Below are 18,162 nucleotides of genomic sequence, written 5' to 3' on the forward strand. Positions count from 1 at the left end.
GAATACTACCCGATCGGGTGACATGCTTGGTGCCATCGGCCCATGGTTGCCCTCCCCGTCCCAGGGGCATGATCGCCCGGTTGGCTCCACCCCTTGCCCACGTCAGGAGATCCCATGCAGCGGATCGGTATCGCCGCCACCGCGGCGGCCGCCGCCCTCACGCTCGTCCAGTCGCCCGCCTCCACGCAGCCGCCCACCACCGCGGCCACCGGACCGGCTTCCTGGACGGCACCTTCCTGCACTCGTGTCACCGGTGACGGCTCCGTCACCTTCACCACCGACGACGGCAGAACCCTCGCGCCCACCACCGGCACCCTCAAGGCCACCGGCTACACCCACGGTCTGGTCGCGCTGGACACCCCCGGCACCCTGCTCGCCACCCACAACGACGCCCTGCTGCGCTCCACCGACGCCGGCTGCGGCTGGCAGCGCGTCGCCACGCTCGGCAGCGCGTCCGTGCGGCTGGCCGCGGCGCCCGGCGGCCGGGCCTTCGCCTGGCAGAAGAACGGCCGTTACCTCGCCCGTGTGGACGGCACCACCGTCACGCCCCTGAAGGCGCCGACCGCGCGCGTCAGCGGCCTGGGCACCGACCGGGCGCGGCCCGGCCATGTGCGTCTGGCGGGGAGCGACGGGCAGTTGTACGACTCCGTGGACGGCGGGGCCACCTGGCGCCGCGTCGGCACCCCGGCGTTCGGCGGCACGGCGAGCGTCTACGGCGTGGCCTTCGACCCGGCCGACCCCGATCACGCCGTCGCCGGCGGCATGGCGGCCGGTGGAGCCGTGACCACCGACGGGGGCGTCACCTGGCGGGCGGCGCGCGGGCTGTCGGCCGACGGCGGGCGGGCGAACCTCTTCGACGCCGCCGTCTCCCCCGCCGATCCTTCGGTCGTCTACGCCCTGGGCATCGACCTGGTGGAGGCCGCGCCGGGCTCGTCCTCCGAGGGGCGGCATCTGTACCGGTCGACCGACGGCGGCCTGACGTACGCCAAGGCCGTCGACGACTCCGCCGCGGTCAAGCTCACCAACGGCACGCTGCTGGCGCCGAGCCCGGTCGACGCCAAGGTCCTCCACTTCGCGTACGGCACGTACTTCCAGAACTACGGCACCGACCTGTTCCGCTACGACGCCTCGACGGGCCGGGTGACGGCGACGCACAACGCCTACGACGGCGTCTCCGCGATCGCCTTCAACCCGGCCCGGCCGGAGGTGATGTACCTGGGCGTGGAGGAGGTGCGGGTCGACTGACCCGCGCGTCACGTCACGCGCGCCCGCCCTGTTCGCGTGGGGAGTTCTTCAGCGTCACGGTGATGCCGGACCTCGCGTTGGCGACGGTCACCGCGTACGGCCCGAAGGCCCGCACCGGAGGCGGGAGATAGCCGGCGGGCACGGTGGTCTGGCGCAGGTAGTAGGCGCCCGGCGGCAGGCCCCGGAAGGCGCAGCGGCCCGCCCGGTCGGTGACGCATCCGGGGTCGGCCCGGCGGTCGGGGGCGGCGCCCGCGATCTGGAGCCCCGGGCGGCCGTTGGTCTCCCGCCACAGCTCGAAGCGGGCCCCGGGCAACGGCCGGCCGGTCCTGGTGTCCTTGGTCACCAGGTGGATCGAGCCGTAGGAGTCCGGCGCCGGGGTGTTGCCGACGGTGAGGGAGACGCCCTCGGGCGCGTTGACGGCGGTGAGCACGAGCGGCCCGAACACCGTGCGTTCGGGGAACCGGTAGCCGGGTGGGGGCTGGAGCTCCTGCCAGTAGTAGGCGCCGGGATCCACGATGGTGCGGCACTCGCCATGGGTGTCGGTGACGCATTCGTCGGCGGAGCGGGTGTCGGGGCGGTCGCCGGAGGTCTGGAGGCCCTGGACGCCGTTGGTCTCCCGCCAGAGCTGGAACCGGGCGCCCTGCAGGGGCCGGCCGTCCTGGGCGTCCCGCTGCACCACCGTGACCTCGCCGGTGGGCCGGGGCGGGGGCGCGCAGTCGGGGAGGTCGCCGGTGAAGGGGTAGGCGTGGAACTGCTGGCCGCCGGCGCCGCCCGTGGCGGAGGTGTGGGTGAGCGAACCGGCGGTGAAGAAGCGGCCGTTCATGCCCGGCAGGGTGACCGTGGTCTCGCTGGTGGGGTCGCCGACGAGGACGCTGCCCTGGAACTGGCCGGTGCCCAGGAAGTCGGCGCGCCGGGCGTCGGGGAGGTTCCACAGCAGGTGCTCGCGGAGCCGGTTGAGGGGGTTGTCGTCGGTGGTGCCGCCGCTGAAGGTGTTGACGACGCGGGAGCGGCCTTCGAGGTTGACGAGGACGGTGGCGCCGGTGGGGATGCCGGTGAAGCGGATGGCCTGCTGGCCGCCGTCGCGGCCGACGAGGTCGAAGCCGACGTGGAACACCTGGAGCCGGGAGGTGCCGTCGCCGGTGAACACGGTCTCCGTGCCGGTGTTGCGCGCGGTGCCGGTGGCCGGGCGGGCCTGCCCGTCCGCGCCGCGGGCGTAGCAGCGGCCGGCGACGGCGAGTTGCTCGCGCAGCCCGGCGTAGGGCCGGGCGGCGTCCGCAGCCGCGGCGTCGCCGCCGATGACCAGGCCGGAGACGTCGCCCGCGTGCCGGACGACGCCGCGCCCGGCGTCCAGCCGCTGGCCGGGGGCGACGAGGACGTCCCCGTCGGCGGTCAGGAAGTCGGCGCCGTCGGACGGGGGGACGCGGGAGCCGACGCCGACGACACCCACGTTGTAGAGGGCGCCGCCGGAGGACTTGTTCACATCGAAGTCGCCGAGGGTCACGACCCGGCCCTCGGCCCCGGCGGCGCCGCCGCGTACCCGGAAGTCACCGCCGGTGAAGACGTTGATGTTGTCGTCGCGGCCCGTGAACGGCCTGTTGTTGAGGGCGGGATAGGTCCGGGGGCAGCTGCCCGGCAGACAGGGGCCGAGGCCGCCGGGCAGCGGGGCCGCCAGGGCGGGCAGGGCCAGGCCGCCGAGTGCGGCGGCCGCGGTGGCGGCGCCCGCGGCCGTGCGCCGCAGCCATGCCGTGCACCGGGCGCGGAAGCGGGTCCGGGGATCGTCGGGAGGCCTGGCCGTGGCTGCGTTCACTATGTCTCCGCCTGGTCTAATCGCTTTGTCGACGTTTTCGTCACACGATCCCGACTATGGCTTTGACCATCTCTTCAGATATTCCGACGCGCCGGGTCGTGCCCCGAACAGCCCCGTCCCCGGCGCGCCCGGCCGGACGGCCTCACTGGCGCGGCGACACCTCGGCCATCGCCGACCAGCCGGTGCCCGGCGTCTCGACGTGGATGATCTCCGGCGTGCTCGCGACGACGTCGGGCATCCAGGCCATGGCGGTCTTGAAGTGCTCGGAGGCAACGTGCACCTCGCCCGCCTCGCCGTCCTTGAACGCCTCCAGCAGGACGAACTGGTGGGGGTTGTCGACGCTCTTGGACCACTCGTAGAAGACGTTGCCCTCCTCCGCGCGGGTGGCCTCGGTGAAGTCCTTGACCAGGTCCAGCCACTCGGCGCTGCGCTCGGGGCGGATGGTGAACTTGACGGCGATGAAGATCATGCGTGCTCCCGGGGGATGCGTACGACGGAATCGAACACCATCGTGCCCCGGCCCCGCGCGGCCCGCGAACGCCGGTGCCGCCGATTCCGGCCCTGCCGGAAAACGGGCCGCGGTGACCACGGGCCGCGGTGGCCTCAGGCCGCAGTTGCCCCGGATCGCCGCCCGGCTCACGCCGTGAGGGCTGCCGCCCGGTCGCGCAGCTCCGACAGCGCCAGCCTCAGCAGGGGGTGCCCCTCGCTGCCCCGGCGGACCGCGGTGAAGACCCGGCGCGTGGGGCCCGGACCGCGCAGCGGGCGGACGGCGGGGGTGAGCGCCGGGCGGATGCCGTGGAGGGCCGAGCGCGGTACGAGCGCGACGCCCGCCCCGACGGCCACCAGCGCGCAGACCGCCGAGAAGTCGTCCGAGAGGCACTCCACGCGGGGCCGGAACCGGGCCTCCTCGCAGGCCCGCACCACGGCCTCGTGGACGGGGTTGCCCGGCCAGGGGGTGATCCACGGGTCGTCCCGCAGGTCCGTGAGGTCCACCTCCGGCTTGTCGGCCAGCCGGTGGCCGGGCGGCAGGACGGCGTCGAAGGGCTCCTCGTAGAGCGGGGCGTGCAGCAGCCGCCCGGCGTCGGACGCCAGGGCGTCGCGGTGCTCGACGGCCACGGCGATGTCGGCCTCGCCGTCCAGCAGCAGCCGGGCGCTGGCGTGTCCCTCGGCGTCCTTGACCCGCACCCGGACCTGGGGCGCCCGCCGGCCGAGGCCGGCCACGGCGGGGGCGACGACCTCGGTGATGGACGTGGCGAAGGCCGCGACGGTCACCTCGCCCACCAGGCCGGTGGAGCACCGGGCCAGGTCGGCCTCGGCCCGCTCCAGCTGGGCGGCGACCTCCACCGCGTGCCCGGCCAGAACGCTGCCGGCCGCCGTGAGCCGCACCGTACGGCCGCGCCGTTCCAGCAGGGCGTGCCCGGTCTCCGCCTCCAGGGCGGCGAGCTGCTGGGAGACCGCCGAGGGCGAGAGGTACAGGGCGTGGGCGGCCGCGGTCACGGTGCCGTGGTCGGCGAGGGCACTCAGCACCCTGAGCCGGCGGGGGTCGATCATTTGTCCACTATCGCATCCATGAAGCAGAGCTTCACAGGTGTCACCGCATAACGTTGATGGACTTCACAGTCCACAGCCGCCACAGTGATCCCTCATGAGGGCATTGGTGAAGACCGCGGCCGGGCCGGGTCTCGAACTGACCGAGGTACCGACCCCCGAGGCCGGTCCCGGGCAGGTACTGATCAAGGTGCTGCGCACCGGCATCTGCGGCACGGACCTGCATATCGACAGCTGGGACGACTGGGCGGCCCGCGTGGTCCGCGCGCCCCTCGTCGTCGGTCACGAGTTCGCGGGCGAGGTCGTCGAGACCGGCCCCGGCGTGACCACCGTGAGCACCGGCGACATCGTCAGCGGCGAGGGCCACCTCGTCTGCGGCACCTGCCGCAACTGCATGGCCGGCCGCCGCCACCTGTGCATCCGCACCATCGGCCTGGGCGTCCACACCGACGGCGCGTTCGCCGAGTACGTGGTCCTGCCCGAGTCGAACGTCTGGGTCCACCGGCACGAGATCGACATCGACGTCGCCGCGATCTTCGACCCGTTCGGCAACGCCGTGCACACCGCGCTGTCCTTCCCGGTGCTCAACGAGGACGTCCTCATCACCGGCGCAGGCCCGATCGGCATGATGGCCGCGGCCGTGGCGGGCCACGCCGGGGCCCGCTCCACCGTGATCACCGATGTGAGCCCCTACCGGCTCGCGCTGGCGGAGAAGATGGGCGCCACCGTCGCCCTCGACGTCAGCGAGCGGCGCATCGCCGACGTCATGCCGGAGCTCGGCATGACCGAGGGCTTCGACATCGGCATGGAGATGTCCGGCCGCGCCGACGCCCTCCAGGACATGATCGCGACCATGTCCCCCGGCGGCCGGATCGCCGCCCTGGGCCTGCCCACCGGCGATGTGGCCATCGACATGGCCACCGTCGTCACCCGCATGCTGACGCTGCGCGGCATCTACGGCCGCGAGATGTTCGAGACCTGGTACGCGATGTCCGTGCTGCTGCGCAGCGGCCTCGACATCTCGCCGGTGATAACGCACCGCTTCGGTTTCGAGCAGTACGCCGAGGCGTTCGCCACGGCCCGCTCCGGCCAGTGCGGGAAGATCGTCATCGACTGGACCCGGCCCACCCTGCCCTGACCCGGTCCCGCCCCCGACGCCGGTCATCCCCTGGCGTACGACCACACCACGAGGAGTCCCCCCGTGTTCGACAACATGCGCGAGCACCTGCGCAAGGAGCTTCAGGGCATCCGTGACGCCGGGCTGTACAAGTCCGAGCGCGTGATCACCAGCCCGCAGTCCGCGGCCATCAGCGTGGGCGACGGCAAGGTCCTGAACTTCTGCGCCAACAACTACCTCGACCTCGCCGACCACCCCGAGGTCATCGCCGCCGCGAAGCAGGCCCTGGACGACTGGGGCTTCGGCATGGCCTCCGTCCGCTTCATCTGCGGCACCCAGGCGCCGCACAAGGAGCTCGAGGAGAAGATCTCCCGGTTCCTCGGCATGGAGGACACGATCCTCTACAGTTCCTGCTTCGACGCCAACGGCGGTGTCTTCGAGACGCTGCTGTCGGCCGAGGACGCGGTGATCTCCGACGAGCTCAACCACGCGAGCATCATCGACGGCATCCGCCTGTCGAAGGCGGCCCGCTTCCGCTACCGCAACCGCGACATGGCCGACCTGGAGCGCTGCCTCAAGGAGGCCGAGGGCGCCCGCCACAAGCTGATCGTCACCGACGGCGTCTTCTCCATGGACGGCTACATCGCCCCCCTGGACGAGATCTGCGACCTGGCCGAGCGCTACGGCGCCCTCGTCATGGTCGACGACTCGCACGCCGTCGGCTTCGTCGGCGAGGAGGGCCGCGGCACCCCCGAGCTGTTCGGGGTGACCGAGCGGGTCGACATCATCACCGGCACCCTCGGCAAGGCCCTCGGCGGGGCCAGCGGCGGCTACGTCGCCGCGCGCGCCGAGATCGTGGAGCTGCTGCGCCAGCGCTCGCGCCCGTACCTCTTCTCGAACTCCCTCGCGCCGTCCATCGTCGGCGCCTCGCTGCGGGTGCTCGACCTGCTGACCGAGTCCGGTGACCGCCGGGCCCGGCTGCGGGAGAACACCAAGCTCTTCCGCGCGGAGATGACCGCCGCGGGCTTCGACATCCTGCCGGGCGAGCACGCGATCGCCCCGGTGATGATCGGTGACGCCGCGCTGGCCGGTCAGATGGCCGCGGCGCTGCTGGAGAAGGGCATCTACGTGATCGCCTTCTCCTACCCCGTCGTGCCCAACGGCAAGGCGCGCATCCGCGTCCAGCTGTCCGCCGCGCACTCCCGCGAGGACGTGCTGCGCACGGTCGCCGCGTTCCGCGAGGTCCGCGACGCGCTGGTCGCCTCGGCCTGAGCGAGCCGACGCCCGCGGGGCCCGTCCCGGATCACCGGGGCGGGCCCTGCGGCGTGTACGGGCGGCCGTCCGCCCTACTCGGCGAGACCGGCGACGCCCGCCTTCGCGTACTTCTCGTCGAGGTCGCCGCTGGGCGCGCCCGCCACGCCGATGCCCGCGACCGGGGCGCCCTTGTCCTGGACGGGGGCGCCGCCGGGCAGGAAGAGGGTGCCGGGGATGTCCTTGAGGTTCGGCGTCTGCTGGAGCCGCTTGACCAGCTCCGAGGTCGGGGCGTTCCAGGAGACGGCGGTGAACGCCTTGCGACCGGCGGACTCGTAGGACTGCGGGCCCGCGCCGTCGCCGCGCAGGGTCACCACGGTGTTGCCGTTGCGGTCGACGACGGCGACGGACACCTTCTGCCCGTCCTTCCTCGCGGCGGCGAGCGCGGCCTGCGCGGCCTTGGTCGCCGCGTCCACCGACAGGCGGTTCACCTGGACCAGGCCCTTGGCGGACGGGGCCGGGGCGCCGGCGGGGGCGGGGGCCGCCGTGGCGGCGACGGCGCCGAAGGTGGCGGCACCGGCGACGGCCACCGCCACGCTGCCGGTGATGACACGGGCGCGGACGGAGAACTTCTGGCTCTTCATGGGGAACTCCTGCTGGAACTGATCGGAGCCGATCGGGACATCACCATCCTCGAAGCGATCACAGCCCCTTCCGGTCGTCGGTCCGGCGGGCATCGGCGAGCGGTTCGGACGACACGGGGTCGACCGATCGGATGATGCGAGGGGACCCGGCACGGGTTAGGACAGGAGACGGCACCCTTTTCGTTCTCGTAAGGAACAGACGTACGTGACCGGCACCGCCCCACCGCTCCCCGACCGCGACCCCGACGCACGGTGGTTCGCCGTCGTCCGGCACACCGCCTTCTTCCTCCTCCTCGGCGCGTCCCTCGTCCGCTTCCTGATCCGCCACCCCGGCCAGCCGGACACCCCGTGGATCATCGCCCTGAGCACCCTGCTCGGCATCCTCTACGTGCTCGGCGCGGGCCTCGACGACGCCGCCCCGGCGCGGCGGCGGCTGTGGCTCGGCGCGGTCGTCGGGGTGTGGGTGGTGCTGGTCGTCGCGGCCCCGAGCTTCGCCTGGTGCGCCGTCCCGCTCGTCTACACCGCCCTGCGCACCCTGCCCGTCCGCGCCTCCCTCGCGCTGATCGCGGTGCTGACGGTCTTCGTCGTGGCAGCGCAGATCAGCCTCTTCGGCTTCGACCCCAACCTCGTCGTCGCCCCGCCCACCGTCGCCGCGCTGGCCACCGCCGCCTTCGTGCACATGGAGCGGCAGCGGGCCCGGCAGGACGCCCTGATCGGCGATCTGCTGCGCACGCGCCGCGAGCTGGCCGCGACCGAGCGCCGGGAGGGCGCGCTCGCCGAGCGGCAGCGGCTGTCCATGGAGATCCACGACACCCTGGCCCAGGGCCTGTCCAGCCAGCAGATGCTGCTCCAGGCCGCCGACCGGATCTGGGCGGCCGACCCGGGCACGGCCCGTCACCACGTCCGCGCCGCGGCGGACGTCGCCGCCCGCGGGCTGGCCGAGGCCCGCCGCTTCGTCCAGGACCTGGCCCCCGCCGACCTGGCGGGCGGGGTGCCCCTGGAGGAGGCGCTGCGCGCCCTGGCCGAGCGGGAGCCGGTGCCCGGGCTCACGGTGCGCTTCCACCTGGAGGGGACGCCCGTCGCCCTGCCGGAGAACGCGGAGTCGGCGCTGCTGCGGATCGCGCAGGGCGCGCTCGCCAACGTCCGCGAGCACGCGGGGGCGAGCACCGTCGCCCTCACCCTCACCTGGCTCGACGACCAGGTCGTCCTCGACGTCGCCGACGACGGGCGGGGCTTCGACGCCTCCGCCGCCCCGGCGGCCGGCCCGGGGCGCGGCCACGGGCTGCCCGCGATGCGGGCCCGCGCGGGCCGGCTGGGCGGCCGGCTGAGCGTGGAGTCCGTGCCCGGCGAGGGCACGGTCGTCTCCGCCGCCCTCCCCCTCGTCTCCCCCGAATCCCCGGAGCTGCCATGACCGCCGCCACGACCGTCCGCCTGCTGCTGTGCGACGACCACGCCGTCGTCCGCGCCGGGCTGCGCGCCCTGTTCGCCAGCGAGCCCGGCATCGAGGTCGTCGGCGAGGCGGGCACCGGTGAGGAGGCCGTCGCCATGGCGGCGAAGCTGCGGCCGGACGTCGTCCTGATGGACCTCCAGCTGGGCCCCGGCATCGGCGGGGTGGAGGCCACGCGCCGTATCACCGCCGAGCCGGGCGGGGTACGGGTGCTAGTGCTCACCACGTACGACACGGACGCCGACGTCACCCGCGCCCTGGAGGCCGGGGCCACCGGCTATCTGCTGAAGGCCGAGCGGCCCGAGGAGCTCTTCGCGGCCGTCCGGGCCGCCGCCCAGGGCCGTACGGCGCTCTCCCCGCCGGTGGCCGGCCGGGTCATGGCCCGGCTGCGCGGCACCCGGCCCGCCACCGGCACGCTCACCGACCGCGAGCGCGACATCCTGGGCCAGCTCGCGCGCGGCCTCGGCAACCGCGACATCGCCCGGGCGCTGTTCATCAGCGAGGCCACGGTCAAGACCCACCTGGGCCGCATCTACGCCAAGCTGGGCGTGGACACCCGGGCGGGGGCGGTGGCCGTGGCGAAGGAGCAGCGGCTGCTGCCCGAGTGATGTCAGTGGTGGAACGCCGTCGCCACCCGCTCCGGCCGGTCCAGCGGAGCCTCCTGCCGGCGCAGCTCGGGCAGCAGGGTCCCCAGGTCGTCGACGAAGAGGTCCGCGAGGTCCTGCGAGAACCCGTTGCGGCACACGATCCGCAGCACCGACAGGTCCTGGCGGTTGGGCGGAAACGTATAGGCGGGGACGAGCCAGCCGCGCTCCCGGAGCCTGCGTGAGACGTCGAAGACGTCGAAGCCGGTGATGCCGTCGGCCGTGGTGAACGCGAAGACCGGCAATTCGTCGCCGTGCGTCAGCAGCCGGAAGTCGCCGAACTCCCCGATCCGCCGCGCGAGGCCGCTCGCGACCTTGCGGGTGTTGCGCTGGACGGCCCGGTATCCCTCGCGGCCCAGCCGCAGGAACGTGTAGTACTGGGCGGCGACCTGCGCGCCCGGGCGGGAGAAATTGAGGGCGAAGGTGGGCATGTCGCCGCCCAGGTAGTTGACGCGGAAGACCAGTTCCTCGGGGAGCGCCGTCCGGTCCCGCCACAGGGCCCAGCCGACGCCGGGGTAGACCAGGCCGTACTTGTGGCCGGAGGTGTTGATGGACGCCACGCGCGGCAGCCGGAAGTCCCACACCAGGTCCTCGTCGAGGAAGGGGGCGATCATCGCGCCGGACGCACCGTCGACGTGGACGGGAACGTCCAGGCCGGTACGTTCCCGGAGGGCGTCCAGCGCGGCGCAGACCTCGGCGACCGGCTCGTAGGAGCCGTCGAAGGTGGAGCCGAGCACGGCGACGACGCCGATGGTGTTCTCGTCGCACAGTTCGGCGGCGGCCTGCGGGTCGATGTGGAAGCGGTCGCCCTCCATGGGCACCTGGCGGGCCTCGACCTCCCAGAAGTTGCAGAACTTGTCCCAGCAGACCTGGACGTTGGAGCCCATCACCAGATTGGGCCGGGCCCCGCCGCCCGGGTAGCGGTCCGGGTTGGCGAGGGCCCAGCGGCGTTTGAAGGCGAGGCCGGCGAGCATGCAGGCCTCGCTGGAGCCGGTGGTGGAGCAGCCGACGGTGGCGGCCGGGTCGGGGGCGTGCCACAGGTCGGCGAGCATGGCCACGCAGCGCCGCTCCAGCTCGGCGGTGCGCGGGTACTCGTCCTTGTCGATCATGTTCTTGTCGCGGCACTCCGCCAGCAGCACCCCGGCCTGGGGCTCCATCCAGGTGGTGACGAAGGTGGCCAGGTTGAGCCGGGAATTGCCGTCGAGCATCAGTTCGTCGTGGACGAACTGATAGGCGGCGCTCGGCGTCGTCGGCCCGTCGGGCAGCCGGTGCCGGGGCGGCTCCAGCGCCATGGAGGAGACCGGGTCCGCCTCCCCGTAGAAGGGGTTGACCGCGTAGCCGCGGGCGGCGTGCCGGTCGTCCCTGCCCCTGTGGAGTGCCATCCGCGGGTCAGCCCTCGCCGCCCTCCGCGGGCTGCTCCGCCTCGCCCTCCTCGGCCGGGGCGGCGGCCTCGGCGCCCTCCTCCGCCTCCTCTTCCTCCTCGGGGAGTTCCTCCGCCTGCGCGGCGACGACCTGGAGCAGGGCCGTGCTCCCGTCGACGGCCAGGGAGCTGCCGCGCGGCAGCTCGATGTCCTCGGCGCGGATGGTGTGACCGGCTTCCAGGCCCTCGACGGAGACGGTGAACGACTCCGGGATGTGCGTGGCCTCGGCCTCGATCGGCAGCGCGTCCAGCATGTGCTCCAGCAGGTTTCCGCCGGGTGCCAGCTCGCCCTCGGTGAGCACCGGGACCTCCACGGTGACCTTCTCGCCCTTCTTCACGGCCAGGAGGTCCACGTGGATCAGGAATCCCTTGAGCGGATCGCGCTGGATGGCCTTGGGGAGCACCAGCTCGCTCTTGCCCCCCTGGATGTCGAGCCGGATGAGCACGTTCGGCGTCTTCAGGGCCATCCACAGCGCGTGGCCGTCGAGCGCGACGTGCTTCGGGTCGGCGCCGTGGCCGTAGACGACGGCGGGGACCCTGTTGTCGCGGCGGATACGCCGGGCGGCACCCTTGCCGAAGTCGGTACGCGGTGTGGCGGCAAGCTTCACTTCGGCCATGGGGGCACTCCTCGGAATTCGAGTCTCTCCGGCCGCCGAGTTTATTCCGGGTTCATCCGGGCGGAGCGCCCGGGAAATTCCTGATTGCTCCGTTCGGCCGAGAAACCCATTTCCCGACGCCGTACGACGGCCGTGTCGCCGGGGCCGGGCGGACGGGGCGAACCACCCGTCCGTGCGCCCTCTCCGCACGCCGGAGCACAGCCGGGCGGTCGCGCTTCGGCCCATGGGCCGTCACCTGTGAATCACCGGTGACGGCCGGAAAGCACGGTGAAATCATCGTGGCGCGCAGCATTCCGCATCCGGTCGCCGCCGGGTGCCGCTCGGCTGCGCGAACGCGAGGAAAGGGTGGCCCATGCCAGAAATCCGCCTCGAACCACCGCCGGACCGACCGGGCCTCCCGGAATTCCCGGCCGTCGTGGAGCCCGCCGTCCGCGACATTCCCGCTCCGCCGCCGGCCCCCGGCCCCGCCGAGCCGGTGGCCTGGGAGCGTACCGCGACTCCTTCCGGCGAGGAGCTGCTGGAGCGCGCCGCCCCGGCGGTGCTCGCGGACCCGAGGGCGCGGGCCGCGCTCGACGGACACCGCTACGCCTTCCTGGGCGCCGGTCTGCTCGCCGACGACAAGGACCGTGCGACGGCGCCCGCGATTCTGGTGCTCGTCTACGACTACACCGACGACCGCACGCTGGAGTTCACCCTCGACGACGGCGAGCCGCCGGTGCTCACCGGCGTGACCGCGGGTCCCGCGCAGCCCGCCCTCTCGGACGCGGAGATCGAACGGGCCGTCGCGATCGCCCGCGCCCAGTCCGAGGCCGCACGCCGGGCCCCTGCCGACGCCGTGCCCATGGTGCTGCTCACCAGTGACGTCCACGAGGGCGACGAGCACCACGGCCGGCGGCGCGCCTATGTCGCCTTCGGTTCCCCCGACCGGCGCATGCCCCAGGTGCGCGTCCTGGTCGACCTCGGGGAGGAGCGGGTGGTCGACGCGGGGAGGAGGGAGGGGGATGAGTGAGTCGGGCCGGATCGGCTGGCCCGCCGAGCAGCCGGTGTGGACCTTCGACTGGCGGCTGGCGGACGCCCCCGACGAGGAGGGCATCGTCATCCTCAACGCCGCCTACCGGGGGCACCAGGTCTTCGCCAAGGCCAGCCTGCCGTCGCTGCGGGTGCGGTACGAGGGGCCGTGCGGCCCGTACAAGGACCCGCTCAACTACAACAACTCGCACCCCACCTCCCGCTGCCCGGGGAGCAGGGTGTGCGTCTACGCCTACTCCAGCGGGGGCCTGCGCGCCCTGAGCGTGGAGTCGTACCACACCATCAGCGCCTACCGGCTCACCCACCGCTGGGTGTTCTGGGAGAACGGCGTGGTCATGCCCCGGCTCTTCAGCGCGGGCATCCAGTGCCCCTTCGACCACCGCCACCACGTCTACTGGCGGCTGGACTTCGACATCGACGGCGCGCGGCGGGATCTGGCTCTGGAGTACAACACCTATACGGGCGAGGAGGGTTGGGGCTCCGGCTGGCATCCCTTCCGCACCGAGACCAAGCGGCTGAAGAACCCGACCTCGCGGCGCAGCTGGGCCGTCGTCGACCTGGACAGCCACCGTGGCTACCACGTGCTGCCCGGGCCGAACGACGGTAGCGCGGACGCCTTCTCCGCCTCCGACCTGTGGCTGCTGCGCTACCGCGCGAGCGAGGACCGCTACGGACGGCAGGGCGGCGCGGCCGACGACGGGCTCGGCGCCTATCTGAACGACGAGAGCACCGACGGGCAGGACCTGGTCGTCTGGTACGCCGCGCACCTCTTCCACCGTGTCGCCCAGGGAGGCGACGACTGGCACGGCGTGGGCCCGGACCTCGTCCCGTTCGGGCCGTGGTGACGGACGGGCGCCGGCGCGGTCGCCCGCCCCGGCGCCCCGGACCCCACCTCGTGCCGCGCGTCAGACCAGCAGGCCGCGCACCAGTCCGCTGATCAGGTCGTTGACACCGCCCACCACGCTGCCGAGCGTGTTGACGAGCCCGCTCAGCAGGCCCTGCACGGCGGGGACCAGCCCGGCGCCGTCGACCCTGCCGCCGTCGCGCGCGGCCCGTTCCTTCGCGAGCCGTACGGTCGCGGCGACCGCGTCGGTCGTGGCGAACGTGACGGCGCGAAGGTCCGGACGTCCGGTGCCCGCCTGCCGCTCCAGGCCCGCCCGGGCCCGGCCGAGCGCGTCGAGGTTCTCCCGGATCACTCCGCAGTGCCCGGCGCGGGACCGCTCCGGGCCGAGGGCCGCGCAGCCCGCGGCCTCCTCGGCCGCCTCCTTGCCGGCGGCGTTCTCGTCGATGGCCCGCATCGCCTGGCCCGCGGCCTTGCGCACGGCGTCGGGCGACGGGGCCTGGACGTGGGCGGTGACGCCGGGCGCGCCGGCCGGCGCGGACACCGTGCCGGCCGTGGTGGGGGCCGCGGTGCCGAGGAGGAGCGCACCGCTCACGGTGGCGGACACCAGCAGGCCGGATCTTCGGGGGACACCCATGGAGGTAACTCCTTCGAACAGAAGGGGATCTTCACGAAGACCCTCCGTCGGGTGCGCCGCCCCCGCAAATCGGGCCACCCCTAACAGCCCAGCAACCGCCCGGCCGGAGGGTGTACTTCGGGCGTGGCGCCGTTGACATGCCGCGCCGGGTGTGACACCGGCGCGGTGCGGTCGTCAAGTCGCCAAAACGCCTCAGACCTCCAGCTCGGACTCGATGCGCCGGAGCTGGTGCCGGGCCATCGCGAGGTTGGCGCGCTTGCCGTCGAGAACCAGGTACAGGAACAGACCGTTGCCGCCCCGGCCCGTCAGCAGCCGGATCAAGTGGTACTGCGCGCCGAGGGTGATGAGGATGTCCTCGATGCTGTCCTGGATGTTGAGCATCTCCATGGCGCGCAGCTTGGCCCGGACGACGTCCGTGTTGCCCGCGGCCGCGACGTTGAGGTCGAGCGTCGCGGAGCCGCCCAGGGTGCCCAGCGCCATGCCGCTGCCGTAGTCGACGAGGGCCACGCCCAGCGCGCCGTCGATCGAGTTCATCGCGTCCTTGAGGGCCGTTTCGGTGTTCGCCATGGGAAATCCATTTCTTTGTCGATGAATTGCCGGCACTGAGATGTGCGCGCATCGGATGCGCATGGGGAAATTTATGGACAAATATGCAATCGGCTACGTCTGGCGCTGTCGCTCCAGCGCGCCGTCGACGAGCTCCGCGATACGGGCGCCCGTCCTGCGGGCCTCCAGATTCAGCCGCCCCACATTGGCGTCGGCCGAGGCCAGCAGTGTCAGTACGCTCGCGGCGCCGGCCGCGTACGTGGCCACGTAGCCGACTTCGCCGCTGACGACGAGCTCGCGGAACCCCCCGTGGCCCACGGCGTCCGAGAGCCGCGCGCCGACCCCCAGGGCCGCGGCGGTCAGCGCGGCCAGTCCGTCCGGTTCGGTGCCGGTGACGAGATGCGCGATCACCAGCCCGTCCGTGCTCGCCACCATGGCACCGGTCAGATGCGGTACCCGGACACGTAACCCCTGGAGCTCGGCGAGCACCTCGGGTGCGGCGGTCATCGGTTGCCTCCTTACGACGAATTGCCTCAACGCTCGCCTCATCATGGAATCGTCGGAACCCGGCCGGCACCCGGCACGGTCGCGGAGCGTCTCAGGGTCACAAGGCCTCCAAAGCGTCGCGGATCCGCCTGAGCAGGGAGATCTCCGGGGCGTCGGCGGGAACCCGCGCGGCGGGCGCCGGGCCGGCCTCCGGCGTACCGGGCGCCGGGGTCCGTACCAGCCCCGCCGCCGCCAGCCGCCGGACGTCGAGGAGAGTGGCGAAGGCGGAGCGGCCCAGCGCCCCGGCGATCTGCGTCGGCGTCCGCACCCCGTCGGCCGCGGCCAGCACCGCGCCGGGGCGGGCGCGGCGGACGGCTCCGGGGACGGGGACGACCGGGGACACATCGACCTCCGGGCAGGGCCAGGCCCGCTCCAGCAGGCCCCGGCGACGGCGCACTTCGCGTTGCACGGCCGCCACGGGAACGGGACGGACGGGCCCGAACCAGTGCCGGGCCTCCCGCAGGAAACGGTCGGGGGCCCGCTGGGAGCCGTCGAGCGGGAACAGCACGAAATAGGCCGCGTCGAACAGGGCGCTGAGATGGCACAGTTCGAGCTCGCCCCGGCTCAGCCGGCCCCGTTCGACGAGCAGACTCCCCGCGCGGTGGCCCGGCCCGCCCTCGGCCACCGCCTCCTCCCAGCTCGACCTCGACAGCCGGCCGCCCGCCGTCAGCCGCCACCCCACGTCCGGCACGACCGGACTCTCGGCGTGCACCAGGGCGCCGTCGGCGAGATAGAGCGCCCCGGCCCGGCCGTGCAGCGCCCCCGTCGCCCGCTCCCGGACGAGCCGGTCCAGCGTGGCCGTTACGACGGCCCCGCCCGCCCGCGAGCCCGGGTCCGCGGCCGCCCTCTCCACTTCCGCCACTCCCGCCGCTCCCGCCGCTCCCACGAACGCCGTCATGCCGACACCAGCCGGGCGGCCAGGTCCTTCATCCGGAACAGCGCCACCGCGAGATTGGCCTCCGTACGGTCCAGCCAGACGTAGAGGAAGACACTGCTGTCGAACGAGGTCGCCACGTACCGGAACAGGTGGTAGCTCCCCCGGGCCGTGACGATCAGCTCCTCGACCGGGCCGTCACAACGCACACCGCCGCCCGTGAACGCACCGTTCTCGACGGCGAGCCGGGCCAGTTCGGCGGCCTCCGCCGCCGACGCCTCGTGATCGCCGTCCGGCCCGTCGCCCACCGCCCCCAGGGTGAGCCCGCTCGTCCAGTCCACCAGGCTTGCGCCCCGCGCCCCGGGGATGTCCATGGCCTCCGTCAGGCACCCGTCTATTCCGGTCACACGATCCTCTCCAGCCGCGCGACGGCATCAAGGAGCGCCGCGTCTCGGTACAAGGGGGGTGATCACCAGGGGACGTGACCCATGCGACGGAAGGTAACCGATAACGGTGGTGGAGGGTGAGGGTTTTGGCATTTTCTCTCGGCACATGTACGGAGGTGCTATACGGCCGGTCCTCGGGAGGAGCGGCGCTACATCGAAGGATGTAGCGAGGGTTCATCACCGCCTACGAGGTCCGCCGTCCGGCACCCGTCGAGGATGAGGAAAACGACGATTCCGGGGGCTTCCATGACGGAGACCGTACGATCCACCACGCCCGTACCGGCGCCGGCTGCCGGGGGCGCCGGTGTCGGCGGCGGGCCACCGGGGCGGCTGCCGCTCCTCGACGTGCTGCGCGGCGCGGCCATCCTGGGCACGCTGATGACCAACGTGTGGCTGTTCACCGGACCTGCTGCGGAGTGGGGCGTCCTCAGCGGCGGCACGGGCGGCGACGGGGCCACGCTGCACGGCCTGCTCTCCGGGCCGTCCCTGTCCGCGGCGGCCGAGAGCGTCTTCCGCTTCCTCGCCGACGGCAAGTTCCTGTCCATGCTGACCATGCTGTTCGGCGTGGGTCTGGCCATCCAGTTCGCTTCCGCGACCAAGCGGGGACAGCCCTGGCCCGGACGCTACCGACGGCGAGCGCTGTTCCTCTTCGCCGAGGGGACCGTGCACTTCGTGCTCGTCTTCGCCTGGGACGTGCTCATGGGGTACGCGGTCACCGCCCTGCTCGTGGCCCGGCTGCTCGCCCGCTCCGAACGCGTCCGCCGCACGGCGATGTGGGTGGCGGGCGGGCTCCACCTCACCCTGATGGCGCTGCTCACCCTCGGCACGATGGCGGCCGGCGCGGGCGACGACGGCGGCGGCCCCAGCCCCCGCGTCGTCGACCTCTACGCCCACGGCGACTACCTCGACCAGGTCGCCTTCCGGCTCCAGAACGCGATCGCGCTGCGCATGGAGCCTGTGCTCTCCTTCGGGCTGCTGGTCTTCCTCTTCCTCCTCGGCGTACGGCTGTTCCGCGCGGGAGCCTTCGCCGACGACGAGGCGGGGCGGCGCCTGCGGGTCCGTATGCTCCGCTGGGGCCTGGGCGTCGGGCTGCCGCTCAACGCGGCGGCGTCCCTGGGCGGCACGGACTTCTTCCTGCTGGGCCGCTACGTCGCCGCCCCCGTGGTGGCCATCGGGTACCTCGGCCTGATCGGTGCGCTGCTGGACCGTCGACGGAACCGTGGGCACGGACGTGGCCGTAGCCGGGTGGCGGCGGGGCTGGGATCGGTGGGGAGGATGGCGCTGACCTGCTACGTCGCCCAGAACGTGCTGTGCGTCCTGGCCTGCTACGGCATCGGCCTGGGGCTCGCGGACCGGTTCGCGGGCACCGGGCCGTGGTGGGTCATGGGGCTCTGGGCGGCGGTGGGCCTGGTGCTCGTGGCCGGATCGACGCTGTGGCTGCGGAGGTTCGCGCACGGCCCGCTGGAGTCGGTGCAGAAATGGGCCCTGCGGCGCTGACGGGGC

Annotated in this window: 19 protein-coding genes; 8 read left to right on the plus strand and 11 right to left on the minus strand. The window is 73.2% G+C overall.

Going from position 1 to position 18,162, the window contains the following annotated elements:
* Positions 1–114 precede the first annotated feature (114 nt).
* Positions 115–1,245: a WD40/YVTN/BNR-like repeat-containing protein gene (locus RM609_RS01970; RefSeq protein ID WP_311607338.1), complete on the plus strand. Its 1,131-nt coding sequence runs from the start codon at positions 115–117 to the stop codon at positions 1,243–1,245.
* A gap of 13 nt (positions 1,246–1,258) precedes the next feature.
* On the opposite strand, the gene RM609_RS01975 is transcribed toward RM609_RS01970, so the two are convergent.
* From RM609_RS01975 to RM609_RS01985, 3 genes are all read right to left on the minus strand, one after another.
* Entirely contained in the window at positions 1,259–3,052 is a 1,794-nt protein-coding gene (locus RM609_RS01975; protein WP_311607339.1) for a choice-of-anchor A family protein, read from the minus strand.
* 142 nt (positions 3,053–3,194) lie between these two features.
* The gene (locus RM609_RS01980) at positions 3,195–3,521 is read right to left on the minus strand and encodes a putative quinol monooxygenase (RefSeq protein ID WP_311607340.1); all 327 of its coding nucleotides are present in this window, start codon (positions 3,519–3,521) and stop codon (positions 3,195–3,197) included.
* A gap of 167 nt (positions 3,522–3,688) precedes the next feature.
* Positions 3,689–4,603, minus strand: a complete 915-nt coding sequence (locus RM609_RS01985; protein ID WP_311607342.1) for a LysR family transcriptional regulator — start codon at positions 4,601–4,603, stop codon at positions 3,689–3,691.
* A 94-nt stretch (positions 4,604–4,697) separates the two neighbouring features.
* Here RM609_RS01985 and tdh point away from each other — a divergent pair, with 94 nt between their 5' ends.
* Together tdh and RM609_RS01995 are read left to right on the plus strand one after the other, a co-directional pair.
* Positions 4,698–5,738, plus strand: a complete 1,041-nt coding sequence (gene tdh / locus RM609_RS01990; RefSeq protein ID WP_311607343.1) for an L-threonine 3-dehydrogenase — start codon at positions 4,698–4,700, stop codon at positions 5,736–5,738.
* Between the two features lie 63 nt (positions 5,739–5,801).
* A complete protein-coding gene (locus RM609_RS01995; RefSeq protein WP_311607344.1) occupies positions 5,802–6,989 on the plus strand; it encodes a glycine C-acetyltransferase in 1,188 nt (395 codons plus the stop codon).
* A 74-nt stretch (positions 6,990–7,063) separates the two neighbouring features.
* Here RM609_RS01995 and RM609_RS02000 read toward each other — a convergent pair whose 3' ends face one another.
* Positions 7,064–7,612, minus strand: a complete 549-nt coding sequence (locus RM609_RS02000) for a GlcG/HbpS family heme-binding protein (RefSeq protein ID WP_311607346.1) — start codon at positions 7,610–7,612, stop codon at positions 7,064–7,066.
* A gap of 205 nt (positions 7,613–7,817) precedes the next feature.
* On the opposite strand from RM609_RS02000, the gene RM609_RS02005 reads away from it, so the two are divergent.
* Both RM609_RS02005 and RM609_RS02010 read left to right on the plus strand, forming a co-directional pair.
* Positions 7,818–9,023: a sensor histidine kinase gene (locus tag RM609_RS02005; protein ID WP_311607347.1), complete on the plus strand. Its 1,206-nt coding sequence runs from the start codon at positions 7,818–7,820 to the stop codon at positions 9,021–9,023.
* On the plus strand, positions 9,020–9,667 hold the full coding sequence (locus tag RM609_RS02010; RefSeq protein ID WP_311607349.1) for a response regulator: 648 nt from the start codon (positions 9,020–9,022) through the stop codon (positions 9,665–9,667). Before RM609_RS02005 ends, RM609_RS02010 begins: the two co-directional genes overlap by 4 nt.
* Before the next feature lie 2 nt (positions 9,668–9,669).
* On the opposite strand, the gene gad is transcribed toward RM609_RS02010, so the two are convergent.
* A complete protein-coding gene (gene gad / locus RM609_RS02015) occupies positions 9,670–11,085 on the minus strand; it encodes a glutamate decarboxylase (RefSeq protein WP_311607350.1) in 1,416 nt (471 codons plus the stop codon).
* A gap of 7 nt (positions 11,086–11,092) precedes the next feature.
* The gene (locus tag RM609_RS02020; RefSeq protein ID WP_311607352.1) at positions 11,093–11,740 is read right to left on the minus strand and encodes a 50S ribosomal protein L25/general stress protein Ctc; all 648 of its coding nucleotides are present in this window, start codon (positions 11,738–11,740) and stop codon (positions 11,093–11,095) included.
* Positions 11,741–12,092: 352 nt separating this feature from the next.
* On the opposite strand from RM609_RS02020, the gene RM609_RS02025 reads away from it, so the two are divergent.
* Positions 12,093–12,749, plus strand: coding sequence for a hypothetical protein (locus RM609_RS02025; protein WP_311607353.1), 657 nt, complete (start codon positions 12,093–12,095; stop codon positions 12,747–12,749).
* The gene (locus tag RM609_RS02030; RefSeq protein WP_311607355.1) at positions 12,742–13,614 is read left to right on the plus strand and encodes a hypothetical protein; all 873 of its coding nucleotides are present in this window, start codon (positions 12,742–12,744) and stop codon (positions 13,612–13,614) included. Before RM609_RS02025 ends, RM609_RS02030 begins: the two co-directional genes overlap by 8 nt.
* Before the next feature lie 60 nt (positions 13,615–13,674).
* Here the strand turns inward: RM609_RS02030 and RM609_RS02035 are convergent, their stop codons facing one another.
* The 5 genes from RM609_RS02035 to RM609_RS02055 form a co-directional block, all read right to left on the minus strand.
* The gene (locus RM609_RS02035) at positions 13,675–14,247 is read right to left on the minus strand and encodes a hypothetical protein (RefSeq protein ID WP_311607356.1); all 573 of its coding nucleotides are present in this window, start codon (positions 14,245–14,247) and stop codon (positions 13,675–13,677) included.
* Positions 14,248–14,439: 192 nt separating this feature from the next.
* Positions 14,440–14,814, minus strand: a complete 375-nt coding sequence (locus RM609_RS02040) for a hypothetical protein (RefSeq protein ID WP_311607357.1) — start codon at positions 14,812–14,814, stop codon at positions 14,440–14,442.
* A 93-nt stretch (positions 14,815–14,907) separates the two neighbouring features.
* Complete coding sequence (locus RM609_RS02045) at positions 14,908–15,300, minus strand: roadblock/LC7 domain-containing protein (RefSeq protein ID WP_311607358.1); 393 nt, start codon at positions 15,298–15,300, stop codon at positions 14,908–14,910.
* Positions 15,301–15,397: 97 nt separating this feature from the next.
* Positions 15,398–16,237 (minus strand): transcriptional regulator, encoded by an 840-nt coding sequence (locus RM609_RS02050; protein WP_311607360.1) that lies wholly within the window; start codon positions 16,235–16,237, stop codon positions 15,398–15,400.
* Positions 16,234–16,620: a hypothetical protein gene (locus RM609_RS02055; protein WP_311607362.1), complete on the minus strand. Its 387-nt coding sequence runs from the start codon at positions 16,618–16,620 to the stop codon at positions 16,234–16,236. Before RM609_RS02055 ends, RM609_RS02050 begins: the two co-directional genes overlap by 4 nt.
* Before the next feature lie 285 nt (positions 16,621–16,905).
* Between RM609_RS02055 and RM609_RS02060 the strand changes: the two genes are divergently transcribed.
* Positions 16,906–18,156 (plus strand): DUF418 domain-containing protein, encoded by a 1,251-nt coding sequence (locus RM609_RS02060; RefSeq protein ID WP_311607364.1) that lies wholly within the window; start codon positions 16,906–16,908, stop codon positions 18,154–18,156.
* The last annotated feature ends 6 nt before the right edge of the window (positions 18,157–18,162 follow it).

Origin of the sequence: Streptomyces hesseae, from assembly GCF_031845785.1 — a bacterium.
Taxonomy (GTDB): domain Bacteria; phylum Actinomycetota; class Actinomycetes; order Streptomycetales; family Streptomycetaceae; genus Streptomyces; species Streptomyces hesseae.